The sequence below is a fragment of the Scandinavium sp. UTDF21-P1B genome, from assembly GCF_040750395.1.
Classification (GTDB): domain Bacteria; phylum Pseudomonadota; class Gammaproteobacteria; order Enterobacterales; family Enterobacteriaceae; genus Scandinavium.
Genome location: NZ_JBFLVD010000012.1, coordinates 84,835 through 100,147 on the forward strand (window position 1 = coordinate 84,835; position 15,313 = coordinate 100,147).

A 15,313-nucleotide genomic window follows, 5' to 3' on the forward strand; every position below is an offset into this window, starting at 1 on the left:
TCATAGCGGACGCTCACGCCGCCCGCTCATCCCAGTTCGCCATCACCTGCGGCAGGTTCAGTTCGATCCAGTCGGCCAGCGCTTCCACTTTCTCACTCACCTGCTCGCCAAGCGGCGTCAGGCTGTACTCGACGTGCGGTGGCACAACGGGGAAAGAGACGCGGTTAAGAAAGCCGTCCTGCTCGAGAGCCTGTAACGACTGCGCCAACATTTTTTCACTGACGCCGCCCATTTTGCGGCGCAAATCGCTGAAGCGGTGAGTGCCGTCACGCAGCGCCACCAGAATCAGTACGCCCCAGCGGCTGGTGACGTGCTTAAGCACATCGCGGGACGGGCATTGTTCGGCAAACAGATTGCCGTCACGCAGCTGCTCACTCAGTGTCGGATTCGCCATTTTCATACTTACCTTTTTGTACGTACTTACCAAAAGTTAGCTATGGTGTTAGCTTACCACAACTGAAACCAAACACCATGGAGCACCCTCATGATCGCAATTACTGGCGCTACCGGCCAACTGGGCCAACTCGTTATCGAAAATCTGCTGAAAACCGTTCCCGCTAATCAACTGGTCGCCATTGTGCGTAATCCGGCAAAGGCACAAGCGCTGAGCGACAAAGGCATCGTCGTTCGTCAGGGCGATTATAACGATGAAGCCACGCTGACCACGGCCCTCCAGGGCGTGGACAAACTGCTGCTGATCTCCGGCAGTGAAGTGGGTAAACGCGCTGAACAGCATGGCAATGCCATTCGTGCCGCGAAAGCAGCTGGCGTGAAATTCATCGCTTACACCAGCCTGCTGCATGCAGACAAATCCCCGCTGGGTCTGCACGTCGAACACGTCGCCACGGAGAAAATGCTGGCGGAGTCCGGTATTCCTTACGCGCTGCTGCGTAACGGCTGGTACACCGAAAACTATCTGGCGAGCGTCCCACCGGCCATTGAACATGGCGTATTTATTGGTGCCGCCGGGGCAGGAAAAATCGCAGCAGCACCTCGCGCTGATTATGCGGCAGCGGCGGCAACCGTAATAAGCACCGACGGCCATGCCGGAAAAGTGTACGAGCTGGCGGGCGACAGCGCCTGGACGCTGAACGAGCTGGCCGCCGAGCTGAGCAAGCAAAGCGGGAAACCGGTGAGTTACCAGAACCTGAGCGAAGCTGATTTCGCGGCGGCGCTGAAAGGCGTGGGCCTGCCAGCGGGCCTGGCAGACATGCTGGCGGATTCGGATATCGGCGCGTCAAAAGGTGGTCTGTTTGATGACAGCCATACCCTGAGCAAACTGATTCAGCGCCCTACCACGCCGCTGTCTGAAAGCGTCAAAAGCATTCTGTAAGCGTCGATAACTGCTCATTTTTGTGGCACACCCACGGGGTATCTTCGATAATGTCGGGATATTCCGTGGGAGGTGACCGTGCAGGGCGTACCTGACCTGTTCCATGATAAGAGAGATTGCGCAAGCTTCCGCCACCTGGACAACCTTCCGGGGGTGGAGCTTTATCACGCCCATATCTCCCGCTACGCCTTCGAGCCCCATACCCACGAAGCATTTGGCATCGGCGCCATTGAGCTGGGCGCGGAGCAGTTTCGCTATCGCGGTGCAAAGCACGTCGCCCCGGTAAACTCCGTGGTCACCATGAATCCGGACGAGCTGCATACCGGCGAAGCGGCCAGCGAGGACGGCTGGCGCTATCGGATGGTCTATCTGGAGCCTGACCTGCTGGAAGAGGTGACAGGCATACGCCACTGGTGGTTCAGCGATGTGGTTCGCCACGATGCGCAGCGTTCCGCCCTGCTTTGCCAGCAGATTTATGGCCTGTGGAATACCCCCGATCCGCTCGCTCAAAAAGGTTTACTGCTCGACCTGATCGACACCTTCCGTCCGTTTGCGAAGCATGCCCCCATCAAACAGGAAGGCGCGCATCGTTTTGAACGCGTGCGCGAGTATCTGCACGACAACTATATGCATGCCCTGACGCTCGACGAGCTCGCCGCCGTGGTGGCGCTCAGCCCTTATCATTTCCAGCGCCAGTTCAAGGCCCGCTATCACGTCACTCCGCATCAAATGCTGATGGCGATTCGCCTGTGGCGCGCCAAAGATTTTCTGACTCGCGGGATGCCTGCCGCTGAAGTGGCCGCTGCCACGGGCCTGACGGATCAGTCTCATCTTACCCGCGCTTTTACCCGCCGTTACGGCATTACGCCCGTCCGCTATCAGAAGCAGGTTTTTCCGCGCTAATGCGCAACCTCATACAATACGTGTCTCCGCCACGCTGCCTACACTGCCAGCCTTGATAAATAAGGTGGCGACGATGATGAGTGGTGTGCTTTACGCTCTGCTGGCAGGGCTGATGTGGGGGCTGATTTTCGTCGGGCCGCTGCTGGTGCCTGAGTATCCTGCAGTATTGCAGTCAATGGGCCGCTATCTGGCGCTTGGGCTTATCGCCCTGCCGCTGGCATGGCTTGGGCGTACGCAGCTCAAACAGCTCGGCAAGCGCGACTGGCTGACGGCGCTGAGCCTGACGATGATGGGCAACCTCATCTATTACGTTTGCCTTGCCAGCGCAATTCAGCGCGCTGGCGCCCCCGTGTCGACCATGATTATCGGTACGCTTCCGGTGGTGATCCCGGTATTTGCCAATCTGTTGTACAGCCAGCGTGACGGTAAACTCGCCTGGCGTGGGCTGGCGCCCGCTTTAGGTTGCATCGCGCTGGGCTTAGCCTGTGTGAACATTGCCGAGCTTAGCCATGGGCTGGCCGAATTCAGCCCATGGCGTTACGGCAGCGGCATCGGGCTGGCGCTGATCTCCGTCGTTTGCTGGGCCTGGTATGCGCTGCGCAATGCGCGCTGGCTGCGGGAAAATCCGGATAAGCATCCCATGATGTGGGCCACCGCCCAGGCGCTGGTCACGCTGCCGGTATCGCTGCTCGGCTACGTGCTGGCCTGCCTGTGGCTGCGCGGTCAAGAACAAAGCTTTCCATTGCCGTTTGGCCCGCGTCCGGACGTGTTTATTACCCTGATGATAGCCATCGCCGTGTTTTGCTCCTGGGTCGGCGCGCTGTGCTGGAATATCGCCAGCCAGCGCCTGCCGACGGTGATCGTCGGGCCGCTGATCGTCTTCGAAACCCTGGCCGGGCTGCTGTATACCTTTCTGCTGCGCCAGAACTTTCCCCCGATCCTGACGCTGTCCGGCATTGCGCTGCTGGTCGCTGGCGTGGTCATTGCCGTGCGGGCAAAACCGCAGAAGCCTCAGCTTGAATCCCTGAGCGAAGACCCTGTGGAATAGTGCGATATTCCCAAAGGGGTATTCCCTTATCTTAAAGGTGCATTTAAAATACATCTTATATTTTACAGATGAGGTAACGACAATGGCCTTCCGCGATCAACCCTTAGGTGAACTGGCTCTCTCCATTCCGCGCGCATCTGCGCTGTTCCGTAAATATGATATGGATTACTGCTGCGGCGGTAAGCAGACGCTGGAGCGCGCTGCGGCACGTAAGGACCTGGACGTTGCCATCATTGAAGCTGAACTGGCGACGCTGGCTGAAGCACCCGTAGAAAAAGAGTGGCGCACCACGCCGCTGGCAGAAATTATCGATCATATTGTGGCGCGCTATCACGACCGTCACCGCGAACAGCTGCCGGAGCTGATTTTACAGGCGACCAAGGTAGAACGCGTTCACGCCGACAAACCGAATGTACCGAAAGGGCTCACCAAATACCTGACGGCGCTGCACCAGGAGCTTTCCAGCCATATGATGAAAGAGGAGCAGATCCTGTTCCCGATGATCAAACAAGGCATGGGCAGCCAGGCAATGGGCCCGATAAGCGTGATGGAAAGCGAGCATGATGAAGCGGGTGAACTGCTGGAAGTGATTAAGCACGTTACCCAGAACGTGACGCCGCCGCCGGAAGCCTGTACGACCTGGAAGGCGATGTATAACGGCATTAACGAGCTGATTGACGATCTGATGGAGCACATCAGCCTGGAAAACAACGTGCTGTTTCCTCGGGCGTTGGCAGGCGAGTAATAAAAATGCCCGGTGGCGCTAGCGCTTACCGGGCCTACAAATGGTCTCGGGCGTAGGCCCGTGTATACGAAGAGCCACCGGGCAATAGATTTTTTTAACTTACTTCATCAAACGCTTCTTCCCGGCATACAGCCAGCCCAGCCCCAGCACGATAAACCACAGCGGCGTGACAATCAGCGCCTGACGGGTATCGTCCTCAAGCGTCAGCAGCACCAGCACAAACACGAAGAACGCCATGCAAACCCAGCACATCAGCTTGCCGAGCGGCATTTTGTATTTCGATGCGGCGTGCAGCTGTGGGCGCTGCTTACGGTAGACCAGATATGAACAGAGAATGATGGTCCACACGAACATAAACAGAATCGCTGAAACGGTGGTGATCATGGTGAACGCCGCAATCGCGCTTGGGTTCACATAGAGCATCACCACGCCGCCAAGCAGGCAGATGCAGGAGAAGGTCAACCCTTTCGCCGGAACGGCGCGCTTTGACAGCGTCGCAAAAGCCTTCGGCGCCATCTTATCCTGAGCCAGGCCGAACAGCATACGGCTGGTTGAGAACACCCCGCTGTTGGCGGAAGAAGCCGCAGACGTCAGCACCACAAAGTTAATGATGCTCGCCGCCGCAGGCAGCCCTACCAGCACGAACAATTCCACGAACGGACTCTTGTCCGGCACCACAGAACTCCATGGCGTCACCGACATGATCACAACCAGCGCGAAGACGTAGAACATGATGATACGAATCGGAATCGAGTTAATCGCGCGCGGCAGTGATTTCTCCGGATCTTTGGTTTCCGCTGCCGTGGTGCCCACCAGTTCAATCCCCACGAAAGCAAAGACCGCTATCTGGAAGCCGGCAAAGAAGCCGCTGATGCCTTTCGGGAACCAGCCGCCGTCGTTCCACAGATGGTCAAACGAGGCCTGTACGCCGCTCGGCGAGGTGAAGTGCGTCATCACCATCACCAGGCCGACAATCACCAGGCCAACGATGGCGACGATTTTGATCATCGCAAACCAGAACTCCATCTCACCAAACATCTTCACGGTGGCGAGGTTCAGGCCCAGCAGTAAAAGTATAACCGCCAGCGAGGCCACCCAGTCTGAAAGTCCAGGGAACCAGAACTGCGCGTATGACGTGATGGCGACCACGTCCGCCATGCCGGTGACAACCCAGCAGAACCAGTAGGTCCAGCCGGTGAAATACCCGGCCCACGGGCCGAGCAGGTCGGCGGCGAAATCGCTGAAGGATTTGTATTCGAGATTCGACAGCAGCAATTCACCCATTGCGCGCATGACGAAAAAGAGCATAAAGCCGATGATCATGTAGACGAAAATGATCGACGGGCCGGCCAGGCTGATGGTTTTCCCCGAGCCCATAAACAGGCCTGTCCCTATCGCGCCGCCGATAGCAATCAGCTGAATATGCCGGTTAGTGAGATTGCGCCGGAGCGACTGTTCCGTTGGCGCATCCTCTTGAGCACCAACTTTTACCTGATCTACCATGTGATTTTCTTCCTGTTGTTCCTGTTGTGTTGTGCTTTGCTGGCTCTGTGGCCATTGAATACCTCTGACGAGGTTTCAGTTTTTTGACTGATCGATAGTAGGTAAGAATCGGCGGGTTGAATACTATGAATTGGCTATTATGTTAATAAGATGTTTAAAGTGAGTGTTATATCACTCTGCTAACGCGAAACAGCTCACAAAAATACACCGACTGCGGCGCAATGCAAGATTAAATACTGACAATTTTCTAACTTAGGGATTTTTCTCTGATTTATGACGTCCTCTCCCGTCACCGGGAGAGGATCCAGCGGCCTTACAGGATTTCGAGCAGTTCGACTTCGAAAACCAGGGTGCTGAAAGGAGGAATGGATGCGCCAGCGCCGCGCTCGCCGTAAGCGAGGTTTTGCGGGATGGTCAGTTCCCATTTGGAGCCAACCGGCATCAGGGTCAGCGCTTCGATCCAGCCTGGAATCACGCCGTTGACCGGGAATTCAGCCGGTTCGCCACGTGCGACAGAGCTGTCGAACACGGTACCGTCAATCAGTTTGCCGGTGTAGTGAACACGTACGCGGTCGGTACGAGCCGGGATAGCACCTTCGCCCTGAGTCAGAACGCGGAACTGCAGACCGGATTCGGTGCTGCTTACGCCTTCTTTCTCACGGTTTTCTTCCAGATATTTCACGCCTTCTGCCGCCATGGCTTCAAAGCGCTCACGACGAACCGCGTCAGCACGTTCGTGAATTTCGCGCAGTGCACGGTGTACCACATCTACCGGAACCTGTGGCTGCTTGCCTTCCAGAGCGTCAGCAATACCAGCGACCAGTGCTTCCGGCAGCAGGCCCTGCAGGCCGGATTCGCTAAGCTGTTGTCCTACCTGGAGGCCGATTCCGTAACTGGCCTGGGCTTCAATGGTGTCAAAAGTCGGGGTTGCCATGGTCTTTCCTTTCATCGGATGAAAATCAGCGGGCAGCATACCAGCCAGGCCGCATCGGGTAAAACTTTGTCTCGGCAGAATTATGTATATACTGAGGGACAAAACAGGGAAACGCGGAGCAGGAGGTAACCCATGCCCGGGCGGTTCGCACTACAACCTTTGGTGTTAAAAATCTGGCATGCCCCGGATAATTTCCGGCTGATGGACCCGCTGCCACCGCTGCATCGTCGTGGCATCATCGCAGGCTCCCTGCTGGTGATTATTGGCTTCCTGCTTCCTGCCGGCGACAACGCACCCGCACAATCGGTGAGCCGCAACGCGCAGCTCGATATGCAGTCCCAGCCGCAGCAGGGCAACCTGCAACAGCCTTTGCCTCCGCTGGTTTCTTCTTCACCGACGGTGAGCGATCCTGACCAGGCGGCTCCTGCCGCGCCTGAGGTGGTTCAGGAAGGTCAGCCAGACGACGAGCCTCAGCAGGTTCAGCGCCAGCCTCAGCAGCAGAGCGAACCTGCGCAAGCGCAGTCCGTGCCAGGCATTGAGCAGCAGTGGCGCAGCTACCGTGTAGAACCTGGCAAAACCCTGGCGCAGCTGTTCCGCGACCACAACCTGCCGCCAACTGACGTGTACGCGATGTCTAAAGTGGAAGGCGCGGGCAAGCCGCTGAGCACATTACAGGCCGGGCAGATGGTGCAGGTACGCCAGAATGCTAACGGCGTTGTGACAGGCTTAACGATTGACAGCGGTAATGGCCAGCAGGTGCTGTTTACCCGCCAGGTCGACGGCAGCTATCTTCGCGTTCGCTAATGACCGTGCCCGGCACTCGCCGGGCAGCTCTCAGACACTTCTTTTATTGACCCACCAAATCCCCGAACAGACCAGCACCAGCGCCAGTGCGTATTTCCATTCCAGAATGTTCTCGCCAAGAAAAATGCCGGACAGTACCGTACCCGCCACCGGAATCACAAAGTTAAACGGCGCAATCATACTGACGCGGTTGTACTTCAGTAACGTGCTCCATAGCGCAAATGCCACGGAAGAAAGCAGCGTCAGATAGCCCAGCACGGCCACAGAGTCGATACCGTGGAACGTCAGCGTTCCACCGCTCAGGTAGCCGCCCACCACCAGCGCCAGGCCGCCAATACCCAACTGCCAGCCGGTCATCACCGTTGGATCGACGGTCTGCGAAATACGTTTGCCGTAGAGCGTTGCTGCCGAAAGGATAAAGGCGGCCAGCACGATAAAACCGTCCCCCTGCCAGACGAAGCTGAAATCCATCAGCGAATGGCTGAAGTTCACCAGCATCACTCCGGCAAACCCAAGAATACAGCCGAGGGATTTGTTATAGCTTAGCTTGTCATTCTGGTAGATGAAGTGCGCCAGCAGCACGCTGAAGAAGGTGCCAGTGGCGTTCATAATCGAGCCTTTCACGCCGGTCGTAAACGCAAGGCCGATATAAAAAATGGCGTACTGGATGGAGGTTTGCGTCAGACCAAGCAGCGTCAGCTGGCCAAACTGGCGGGCGTTCAGGCGAGCTATCGGCTTACGCTGTGCCAGCGCAAACAGCAACAGCAGCACACCGGCAAACAGGAAGCGGTAACCGGCAAAGATAATTTTCGACGGGATGTCGTCAGTGGCAATCTGGAAAATTTCATAGCCATTTTTGATGGCGGGATACGAGCTTCCCCATAATAAACAGCAAAGCGTTGCGCCTGCATAAACAATGTTTTTACGGGTAAATAACGGGGCGGGTGTGGCGCTGTCCATGAGCTAAGCCTGAATTAAAATCGCGTTTTAATTCATTATCCTGAAAGGTGGCGGAAATAGCTACCATACAAGTGGGAAAGTGCAAACCTCAGAAAGCAAAACGCCGGCACAAGGCCGGCGATTTGTCGTGCTACGGAGTAATGAATTACTCAGCAACCACGTTTACTACCAGTTTAGCGAACACTTCGCTGTGAACCTGGAAGTCCACTTCGTGCTCACCAGTGGTACGCAGAACGCCGTTCGGCATGCGAACTTCGCTCTTGGCAACAGCAACGCCTGCAGCAGAAACTGCGTCAGCGATGTCGCGAGTACCGATAGAACCGAACAGTTTACCTTCGTCGCCAGATTTAGACGCGATGGTAACGGTGCCCAGTGCGTTGATTGCTTCAGCGCGAGCATTTGCAGCAGCCAGAACGTCAGCCAGTTTGGCTTCCAGTTCAGCGCGACGTGCTTCGAAGAATTCAACGTTTTTCTTGGTAGCTGGAACAGCTTTACCCTGTGGAACCAGGAAGTTACGAGCGTAGCCCGCTTTAACGTTAACCTGATCACCCAGGCTGCCCAGGTTTGCTACTTTATCAAGCAGAATAACTTGCATTACCTTATCCTCTTAAAGTCGTTAATAGACGGCGGCCGATTACTGATGACGATCAGTGTATGGCAGCAGAGACAGGTAGCGAGCGCGCTTGATGCAACGAGCGAGCTGGCGCTGGTATTTTGCACGAGTACCGGTGATACGGCTCGGGACAATTTTACCGCTTTCGGTAATGTAGTTTTTCAGCGTAGCGATGTCTTTGTAATCAATCTCTACAACGCCTTCCGCGGTGAAACGGCAGAACTTGCGACGACGGAAATAACGTGCCATTTGGCTAGTCTCCAGAATCTATCAATTCAATCTGCTCGGCATGCAACACCATTTTGCTCAGACCATTTCGCGCCTTGTGGCAGCTGATAAAGCCCTGAACGGTGATTTGCGTGCCGACCGTTATACTGTGAGTAATGGCCTGGTTCTCTTGCCCGCTAATAATAACCGGCATTTGACACCACGCCTGCCGGTGAAAACCGGCTTCCTCCTGCACAGAACGGTGCTCAAGCACGAACTGGCAGTGAGGAATTCCTGATGGGCTGACCTTTCGAAGGGGCGCCCTGCACACTGTGCCGGACAACGCCAGACGGTTGGCCATCAGCAATTACTCTTCAGAATCCCCAGCTTCAGCATCATCTGTGGTTTCGTTTGCGAAATCATCGCGACGCTCACGACGCTCGTCTTTCGCTTTAACCATTGGAGATGCTTCAGTCACAGCGTGTTTGGTACGCATAACCATGCTGCGGATAACGGCATCGTTGAAGCGGAAGTTTGTTTCCAGCTCATCGATCACTTCCTGCGGTGCTTCAACGTTCAGCAGAACGTAGTGCGCTTTGTGCAGTTTGTTGATCGGGTAAGCCAGCTGACGGCGGCCCCAGTCTTCCAGACGGTGGATCGTACCTTCTGCTGCAGTGATTGCACCAGTGTAACGCTCGATCATACCCGGAACCTGTTCGCTCTGGTCAGGATGGACCATAAAAACGATTTCGTAATGACGCATCGAATTGCTCCTTACGGATTATTCAGCCTCCTGTCTGGGTCAGCCGCGGCCCATGGAGGCAAGGAACGTGTTAAAGGGCGGCTGAAAAATTGACGCGTAATCATACTTGCGGGCAAGGGGAAACTCAAGGTGATTGCGCAAATAATTCGCACGAAGGGCAAAGCGAAGGGAAGTCAGTGGCTTAAAATTAATCAGTAATGGATGCGCCAAATTTTTGAACAACTGCATCAGAAATGGTCGTGATGGAATCGAAAAGGAGCGATTACACTTACATCATACCTCAGCGGAAGACAGCAGGAGACTTCAGTTTAACGCAGCAGGCTGTATGGAGTAACGCACATGAAAAACATCGCAATCGCCGTAATGGCTACCCTTTTGCTCACAGCAAACGCGATGGCAGCCATCAAAATCGACGGCCGACAGGCCAGAAATATGGACGATGTGCAGAGCTTAGGCGTCATATACATCAATCATAACATCGCCACCGAAAGCGAAGCAGATCAAGCCTTGAGTGAAGAGAGTGACGCCCACGGCGCCAAATACTATCACCCAATCCTTCTTCATGAACCCGGCAGCAATGGCCTTATTCACGCCAGCGCTGACGTTTACCGCTAGCACCAGGAAAACCACTGAACGTATTTGCCCTAATCCACTCTGCCCCCGGCTCCGGGGGCTTTTTTTCACAAGTGTTTCTGGAAAAAAGCCACCGTCGCGGACAGCGCTTCTGGCGTGATGCGGTGACGCACGCCAGTCTGCCACTCACAGGTAAGCTTTGCGTCAAGCCCGGCCTTCCGCAGCGCCTGCTGTAAGCGGAACGTTTCTGCCGCGGGCACAACGTCATCGTCTTCACCATGCCACAGTAACAAAGGCTTCAAGGCGAGTTTTTCCAACTGATGCGTAACGTCCCACTCCGCAAGCTCAGTGGGAAAATCTGGCGACGGAAAGAGCGTACGGGAGAGCGACATAAAATAGCCCGATCCCATCAGGCTTGCGCCACATTTGATGTCCGGATGCCGGGCAAGAATACCCAACGCCGTCATGCCGCCCATCGACGCCCCCGCCACTGCCAGTCGTTCCTCTTCCAGCCAGCCCTGCTCAATGATGGCTTCGCGCAGCGCAGCAAATTCCTGGCAGCTGTTCAGCAGGATTGGCCAGAAGCGCTGCATCCGGGCGTTCTCGTCGCCTTCAAAGCGTGACCCGTGATCGGGCGCATCCGGCATAATGACCCGGAAACCAGCCTGCGCCAGCGCCACGGCAAAATAACTGTAGACCAGCTTCGATGAGGTAAAGCCATGATAAAAAACGACACACGGCAGTGGAGAAGCGTTCTTTCCCTGGGGACAGGCCTGCAAAACTTCCCTGCCCGCCAGCTTGCGCACGTCAAGTTCAATCATTACTCTTCTCCTTCTCTCTCTTTAGCCGATAGCGCGCAGTAATATTACCTGCAAATTGCACTGACATTGCGTCCGCCGAATGTTGCGACATGGATTACGCTTTTAGAAAGATTTCATTCGAAAATCGCGCCAGAGATAACAATTCGGGAACATTCCCCCTAAAGGCAAATTATTAGTCACTACACTCATGATTATCAGGAAACGGGATATGGCTATGCAACGTATTACGCCACTGCTTCTGGTGCTGTTGTTATGTGGATGTAGCGTGCTTCAGGGAACACCTGCGGCGCCGCCGCCGAAAACCGACTATCCGCAGGAAATCCAGCGAAACCAAACGGAAGGCCTGCAAAAAATCGGCACAGTCAGCACTATGGTTTACGGTTCACCGATGGACGCAGAAGCGGATATTAAGGCGAAAGTGACTGCCGCCAAAGCGGATTACTACGTGATCGTAATGATTGATGACACCGTGGTTCCGGCGCAATGGTATTCACAGGCGATAATGTATCACAAGCCGTAAGCGAGGATTATTTAATCCGCTTTACATTGCTTTTCAGCCCTTCACGTTTCCCGATGCACAATGGCGTCATGCCGATTTACGACGGGATGATTGTCCGCGATGGATTGCCCAGGGCTACCTCGGGTTACGTGAAATGGAGCTGACGACGATGAAACACGCCTTTGCCTTCTCTTTAGGATTTTCAAACACGACGGCGCAGCCTGCGGAGTTTGCCAGCGCCGATTGTGTTACCGGACTGAACGAGATCGGTCTGATTTCCGTCAATAATATTTCCGGCACGCTTCAGGACGTCGAATACGTCATCGCCCGCAAAGCCGATGAGCAAGGGGCCAGCTGGTACCGTATTATTCAGATGTATGAGGAACAGCACGCCGATAACTGGCGCGTACAGGCGATTCTTTACGCCTGAGCACACGGGCAGATTTCATCAGTCTGCCCTTTCGTCTTACCCGACGCCGCCCGTCGCTCTGAGTAATAAGTCGTCCTGAACCTGCCCGTCCAGCAGTACGCCTCCTCGCGTATCCAGCATCATGCGGCACCACGCCTGCGCTATCGGTGGCGTCGCCGTTTGCAGCATTTGCGCGCCGCAGCCCAGCAGATAAAGCTGCTGAGTGATTTCCCTTCCCTGCGCTTCTGAAGGCTTATGTAGCCGCTGAGCTAGCTGCCGCCAGGCCCTGTCGAAGTGTCTGTCCTGACCTTTGACTTCATTGCATTCGGCGCTGAGTAAATCAAGCACGCCGGGTTGTCGGGTCAGCACCCGAAGTACATCAAGGCACATAATATTGCCCGAGCCTTCCCAGATGCTGTTCACCGGCATTTCGCGATACAGACGCGGCAGTTCGTTATCTTCGCAATAGCCCACGCCGCCAAGCACTTCCATCGCCTCAGCCACAAATGGCATACCCACTTTGCAGACGCCGAATTTCGCCGCTGGCGTAAACAAACGCGCCCATAGCGTCGCTTCCGGGGAGGTGCGGTTATCCCAGGCCCTCGCCAGACGGAACAAAAACGCGGTCTGCCCTTCCAGCTGCAAAGCCATACGGCTGAGCACCTGGCGCATCAGAGGCTGCTCAATAAGCGGCTTGCCAAAAGCCTGGCGCTGATGAGCGTGATAGAGCGCCACCGAAAGCGCACGCCGCATCAGGCCGTGGCTGCCCAGCGCGCAGTCAAATCGCGTCAGGCCACCCATTTTCAGAATAAGCCGGATACCCTCGCCCTCTTCACCCAACAGCCAGCCGGTAGCATCAGTGAACTCAACTTCGCTACTGGCATTCGAACGGTTGCCAAGCTTGTCTTTCAGGCGTTCGAGCCGGATCGCGTTGCGTTGCCCGTCGGGCAAAAAGCGCGGCACAAAAAAGCAGGAGAGCCCGCCTTTGGCCTGGGCAAGGACCAGATGTGCGTCGCTTTGCGGCACCGAAAAAAACCATTTATGCCCCACCAGCCGGTACAGCTGGCCGTCAATTTTCTCTGCCCGGGTCGTGTTGCTGAGCACGTCTGAACCACCCTGCTTCTCGGTCATCCCCATGCCGATCAGCAGCCCACGCTTCTGGCTTCCCGGCAGCAGATGCGAGTCATAACGATCGCTCATTAACGGCGTCAGCCAGTCGGCGAAGGGCTTTGGCATCAGTTGCTGTAACAGCGGTGTCGCCGCAAAGGTCATGGTTATCGGGCAAAGCGTCCCCGCTTCCACCTGAGCATGCAGAGTAAAGCGTGCGGCACGCGCCACAAACGTCCCCATCCGCGCATCCTCTTCCCAGGCAAGATTGTGTACCCGATTGGCGCAAAGCCCCTGCATCAACAGGTGCCACGCGGGATGGAAGCGTACATCGTCCAGCCGCTCGCCCGTAGCGTCATAGCGCAGCAGCTCCGGTGGATTGACGTTTGCCAGCCGCCCGAGTTCCAGCGATTCCGCCGTACCAAGCTGCTGCCCGATGCTTGCCAGTAAATCACCATCCCAGCCCGCCCCCTCACGCTGCACGGCCTCCCGTAGCGCCGTATCCGAAAGGAAGAGGTTGCTGTTGTTCAGGGGCGCTGGCTGGTTGAACACGGTATGCGTTTGCCAGGACATGACGTCTCCTTACTGTCAGGGATTAAGCGATAAGTATGGCCAGCGCACGGCGACTCTGCCTGTTAAAGGCCGGACAAAAAAGAATCGGCGCTGGCTTCGTGAGGCACATCACAGGCATAAGAATTTTAAATTTTCTTCTCATTTTTGTATGGAATAATTTATTCACACGTTAATACGCTGTACAAACCGGGAAAGAGTATGCAAACAGGGTCAGTGGCTGGCGCAGCGCACAAGCGCGCGCTTATTGCGGGTTCAATTGGCAACTTTATCGAATGGTATGAGTTTGCCGTGTACGGTTTTCTGGCAACGGTTATCGCCAAAAACTTCTTTCAGCTGGCGGGAGAAGCGCCGCTCACCAGCCTTATCCTCACCTACGCGGCTTTCGCCGTCGCCTTTTTCTTCCGCCCGTTAGGCGCAGTGGTTTTTGGTCGCATTGGCGATCGCATCGGGCGTAAGCCAACGCTGATTCTGGTGCTGGTGATGATGACGTTCGCCACCACGGCGATTGGCCTCGTGCCGGTTTATGCCTCGATTGGCGTAGCGGCCCCGCTGCTGCTGACGGCGCTGCGCATCCTGCAAGGCCTGTTTGCCGGTGGCGAATACGGTGGTGCAGTTTCGCTAATGACGGAGTTTGCCCCTCGCGGAAAACGTGGCCTGTACGGCGCCTGGCAGTCGTTCACCGTGGCATTGGGCCTGCTGGCGGGCGCGGGAATTGTCGCGCTGATGTCGGCCCTGCTGACGCCAGAAGCTATGCTCGACTGGGGCTGGCGCGTCCCGTTCTATTTAGCGCTGCCGATGGGTGCTGTCGCGCTCTGGCTGCGCATGCATATGGAAGAAACGCCGAGCTTTGTACGCCAGCAAAAAACCGATATGCCAGCGGTTAAAGCCAGCGTCAGCGGCACTTTTAAAGCAATTGTGACCGGCATTGGCCGCCTGATGGTGTGGTCCGCCGCAGGCTACACCTATCTGGTGATCATGCCTTCGTACCTGCAATCGGCGCTGCATACCGGCTTTAACCAGGCGCTGCTGATCGCCGTTATTTCCAACATTGGTTTTGCGGTCACCATTCTGCCGTCAGGCATGCTCAGCGATAAAATTGGCCGTCGCACGGTGATGGTTATCGCCGCGGTGCTGCTGCTGGCGCTGGCGCTGCCGTTGCTGAAGATTTTGCAGGCAGAGTCGAGCACGCTGCTGGTAAAAGCGCTGGTTGTGCTGGTGGCTGGGGGATTAGTCGGCATGCTGGCGGGCCCAGGGCCTGCGATGCTGTCAGAGATGTTCCCGACCAAAGTGCGTTACACCGGGCTTGGGCTGGCGTATTCGCTGTCGAACGCGATTTTCTCGGGATGTGCGGGGCTGATTATCACCGGCCTGATTAAGCAGACGGGGAATCTCGATATTCCGGCTTATTACGTGATGGCAACGGCGGTGGTGAGTATCTTCGCGCTGATGACGCTGAGAAAGGACGACCATCTGCGGTCGCTGGATGAGTAAGAGTTCAGCGCCGTCTGGTGCCCTCAC

The 15,313-nt window shown here is 55.9% G+C and carries 19 protein-coding genes; 9 read left to right on the plus strand and 10 right to left on the minus strand.

Annotated elements, in window-relative coordinates:
* Nucleotides 1-13: 13 nt before the first annotated feature.
* Nucleotides 14-400 carry a winged helix-turn-helix transcriptional regulator gene (locus AB1287_RS08765; protein WP_312629111.1) on the minus strand — a complete coding sequence of 129 codons (387 nt, stop codon included), beginning with the start codon at nt 398-400 and terminating at the stop codon, nt 14-16.
* Between the two features lie 84 nt (nt 401-484).
* Here AB1287_RS08765 and AB1287_RS08770 point away from each other — a divergent pair, with 84 nt between their 5' ends.
* From AB1287_RS08770 to ytfE, 4 genes are all read left to right on the plus strand, one after another.
* Nucleotides 485-1,333 carry an SDR family oxidoreductase gene (locus tag AB1287_RS08770; protein ID WP_435617544.1) on the plus strand — a complete coding sequence of 283 codons (849 nt, stop codon included), beginning with the start codon at nt 485-487 and terminating at the stop codon, nt 1,331-1,333.
* 78 nt (nt 1,334-1,411) lie between these two features.
* Nucleotides 1,412-2,236: an AraC family transcriptional regulator gene (locus AB1287_RS08775; protein WP_312629113.1), complete on the plus strand. Its 825-nt coding sequence runs from the start codon at nt 1,412-1,414 to the stop codon at nt 2,234-2,236.
* Nucleotides 2,237-2,309: 73 nt separating this feature from the next.
* On the plus strand, nt 2,310-3,284 hold the full coding sequence (locus AB1287_RS08780) for a DMT family transporter (protein WP_312629114.1): 975 nt from the start codon (nt 2,310-2,312) through the stop codon (nt 3,282-3,284).
* Between the two features lie 82 nt (nt 3,285-3,366).
* The gene (gene ytfE / locus AB1287_RS08785; protein WP_435617545.1) at nt 3,367-4,029 is read left to right on the plus strand and encodes an iron-sulfur cluster repair protein YtfE; all 663 of its coding nucleotides are present in this window, start codon (nt 3,367-3,369) and stop codon (nt 4,027-4,029) included.
* Nucleotides 4,030-4,128: 99 nt separating this feature from the next.
* Here the strand turns inward: ytfE and cycA are convergent, their stop codons facing one another.
* Both cycA and fklB read right to left on the minus strand, forming a co-directional pair.
* Nucleotides 4,129-5,532, minus strand: coding sequence for a D-serine/D-alanine/glycine transporter (gene cycA / locus AB1287_RS08790; protein ID WP_435617546.1), 1,404 nt, complete (start codon nt 5,530-5,532; stop codon nt 4,129-4,131).
* A gap of 313 nt (nt 5,533-5,845) precedes the next feature.
* Nucleotides 5,846-6,466 carry an FKBP-type peptidyl-prolyl cis-trans isomerase gene (gene fklB, locus AB1287_RS08795; RefSeq protein WP_312629117.1) on the minus strand — a complete coding sequence of 207 codons (621 nt, stop codon included), beginning with the start codon at nt 6,464-6,466 and terminating at the stop codon, nt 5,846-5,848.
* A 132-nt stretch (nt 6,467-6,598) separates the two neighbouring features.
* On the opposite strand from fklB, the gene AB1287_RS08800 reads away from it, so the two are divergent.
* The gene (locus tag AB1287_RS08800; RefSeq protein WP_435617547.1) at nt 6,599-7,270 is read left to right on the plus strand and encodes a LysM-like peptidoglycan-binding domain-containing protein; all 672 of its coding nucleotides are present in this window, start codon (nt 6,599-6,601) and stop codon (nt 7,268-7,270) included.
* A 30-nt stretch (nt 7,271-7,300) separates the two neighbouring features.
* On the opposite strand, the gene AB1287_RS08805 is transcribed toward AB1287_RS08800, so the two are convergent.
* The 5 genes from AB1287_RS08805 to rpsF form a co-directional block, all read right to left on the minus strand.
* A complete protein-coding gene (locus AB1287_RS08805; protein WP_312629120.1) occupies nt 7,301-8,230 on the minus strand; it encodes a DMT family transporter in 930 nt (309 codons plus the stop codon).
* A gap of 145 nt (nt 8,231-8,375) precedes the next feature.
* Complete coding sequence (rplI, locus tag AB1287_RS08810; protein WP_097162720.1) at nt 8,376-8,825, minus strand: 50S ribosomal protein L9; 450 nt, start codon at nt 8,823-8,825, stop codon at nt 8,376-8,378.
* 39 nt (nt 8,826-8,864) lie between these two features.
* Nucleotides 8,865-9,092, minus strand: a complete 228-nt coding sequence (gene rpsR, locus AB1287_RS08815; protein ID WP_002210155.1) for a 30S ribosomal protein S18 — start codon at nt 9,090-9,092, stop codon at nt 8,865-8,867.
* Between the two features lie 4 nt (nt 9,093-9,096).
* Entirely contained in the window at nt 9,097-9,411 is a 315-nt protein-coding gene (gene priB / locus AB1287_RS08820; RefSeq protein WP_312629124.1) for a primosomal replication protein N, read from the minus strand.
* Between the two features lie 6 nt (nt 9,412-9,417).
* Complete coding sequence (gene rpsF / locus AB1287_RS08825) at nt 9,418-9,813, minus strand: 30S ribosomal protein S6 (RefSeq protein ID WP_312629125.1); 396 nt, start codon at nt 9,811-9,813, stop codon at nt 9,418-9,420.
* A gap of 339 nt (nt 9,814-10,152) precedes the next feature.
* Between rpsF and yjfY the strand changes: the two genes are divergently transcribed.
* A complete protein-coding gene (yjfY, locus tag AB1287_RS08830) occupies nt 10,153-10,428 on the plus strand; it encodes a DUF1471 family protein YjfY (RefSeq protein ID WP_312629126.1) in 276 nt (91 codons plus the stop codon).
* Nucleotides 10,429-10,493: 65 nt separating this feature from the next.
* Here yjfY and yjfP read toward each other — a convergent pair whose 3' ends face one another.
* Entirely contained in the window at nt 10,494-11,207 is a 714-nt protein-coding gene (yjfP, locus tag AB1287_RS08835; protein WP_435617548.1) for an esterase, read from the minus strand.
* Between the two features lie 208 nt (nt 11,208-11,415).
* On the opposite strand from yjfP, the gene bsmA reads away from it, so the two are divergent.
* Both bsmA and AB1287_RS08845 read left to right on the plus strand, forming a co-directional pair.
* Nucleotides 11,416-11,727 carry a biofilm peroxide resistance protein BsmA gene (gene bsmA, locus AB1287_RS08840; protein WP_435617549.1) on the plus strand — a complete coding sequence of 104 codons (312 nt, stop codon included), beginning with the start codon at nt 11,416-11,418 and terminating at the stop codon, nt 11,725-11,727.
* Nucleotides 11,728-11,860: 133 nt separating this feature from the next.
* Nucleotides 11,861-12,136, plus strand: a complete 276-nt coding sequence (locus AB1287_RS08845) for a DUF1471 domain-containing protein (RefSeq protein ID WP_312629129.1) — start codon at nt 11,861-11,863, stop codon at nt 12,134-12,136.
* Between the two features lie 36 nt (nt 12,137-12,172).
* On the opposite strand, the gene AB1287_RS08850 is transcribed toward AB1287_RS08845, so the two are convergent.
* Nucleotides 12,173-13,795, minus strand: coding sequence for an isovaleryl-CoA dehydrogenase (locus AB1287_RS08850; protein ID WP_435617550.1), 1,623 nt, complete (start codon nt 13,793-13,795; stop codon nt 12,173-12,175).
* A gap of 198 nt (nt 13,796-13,993) precedes the next feature.
* On the opposite strand from AB1287_RS08850, the gene AB1287_RS08855 reads away from it, so the two are divergent.
* Nucleotides 13,994-15,286, plus strand: a complete 1,293-nt coding sequence (locus AB1287_RS08855) for an MFS transporter (protein WP_436799827.1) — start codon at nt 13,994-13,996, stop codon at nt 15,284-15,286.
* Nucleotides 15,287-15,313 lie beyond the last annotated feature (27 nt).

Excerpts from the sequence above, each read along its gene's own strand:
- yjfP (WP_435617548.1), bottom strand. The coding sequence starts at position 11,207 with ATGATTGAACTTGACGTGCGCAAGCTGGCGGGCAGGGAAGTTTTGCAG.
- rpsF (WP_312629125.1), bottom strand. The coding sequence starts at position 9,813 with ATGCGTCATTACGAAATCGTTTTTATGGTCCATCCTGACCAGAGCGAA.
- AB1287_RS08845 (WP_312629129.1), top strand. The coding sequence starts at position 11,861 with ATGGAGCTGACGACGATGAAACACGCCTTTGCCTTCTCTTTAGGATTT.
- rplI (WP_097162720.1), bottom strand. The coding sequence starts at position 8,825 with ATGCAAGTTATTCTGCTTGATAAAGTAGCAAACCTGGGCAGCCTGGGT.
- AB1287_RS08770 (WP_435617544.1), top strand. The coding sequence starts at position 485 with ATGATCGCAATTACTGGCGCTACCGGCCAACTGGGCCAACTCGTTATC.
- priB (WP_312629124.1), bottom strand. The coding sequence starts at position 9,411 with ATGGCCAACCGTCTGGCGTTGTCCGGCACAGTGTGCAGGGCGCCCCTT.
- bsmA (WP_435617549.1), top strand. The coding sequence starts at position 11,416 with ATGGCTATGCAACGTATTACGCCACTGCTTCTGGTGCTGTTGTTATGT.
- fklB (WP_312629117.1), bottom strand. The coding sequence starts at position 6,466 with ATGGCAACCCCGACTTTTGACACCATTGAAGCCCAGGCCAGTTACGGA.
- AB1287_RS08800 (WP_435617547.1), top strand. The coding sequence starts at position 6,599 with ATGCCCGGGCGGTTCGCACTACAACCTTTGGTGTTAAAAATCTGGCAT.
- AB1287_RS08780 (WP_312629114.1), top strand. The coding sequence starts at position 2,310 with ATGATGAGTGGTGTGCTTTACGCTCTGCTGGCAGGGCTGATGTGGGGG.
- AB1287_RS08855 (WP_436799827.1), top strand. The coding sequence starts at position 13,994 with ATGCAAACAGGGTCAGTGGCTGGCGCAGCGCACAAGCGCGCGCTTATT.
- yjfY (WP_312629126.1), top strand. The coding sequence starts at position 10,153 with ATGAAAAACATCGCAATCGCCGTAATGGCTACCCTTTTGCTCACAGCA.
- rpsR (WP_002210155.1), bottom strand. The coding sequence starts at position 9,092 with ATGGCACGTTATTTCCGTCGTCGCAAGTTCTGCCGTTTCACCGCGGAA.
- AB1287_RS08805 (WP_312629120.1), bottom strand. The coding sequence starts at position 8,230 with ATGGACAGCGCCACACCCGCCCCGTTATTTACCCGTAAAAACATTGTT.
- AB1287_RS08765 (WP_312629111.1), bottom strand. The coding sequence starts at position 400 with ATGAAAATGGCGAATCCGACACTGAGTGAGCAGCTGCGTGACGGCAAT.
- AB1287_RS08850 (WP_435617550.1), bottom strand. The coding sequence starts at position 13,795 with ATGTCCTGGCAAACGCATACCGTGTTCAACCAGCCAGCGCCCCTGAAC.
- cycA (WP_435617546.1), bottom strand. The coding sequence starts at position 5,532 with ATGGTAGATCAGGTAAAAGTTGGTGCTCAAGAGGATGCGCCAACGGAA.
- ytfE (WP_435617545.1), top strand. The coding sequence starts at position 3,367 with ATGGCCTTCCGCGATCAACCCTTAGGTGAACTGGCTCTCTCCATTCCG.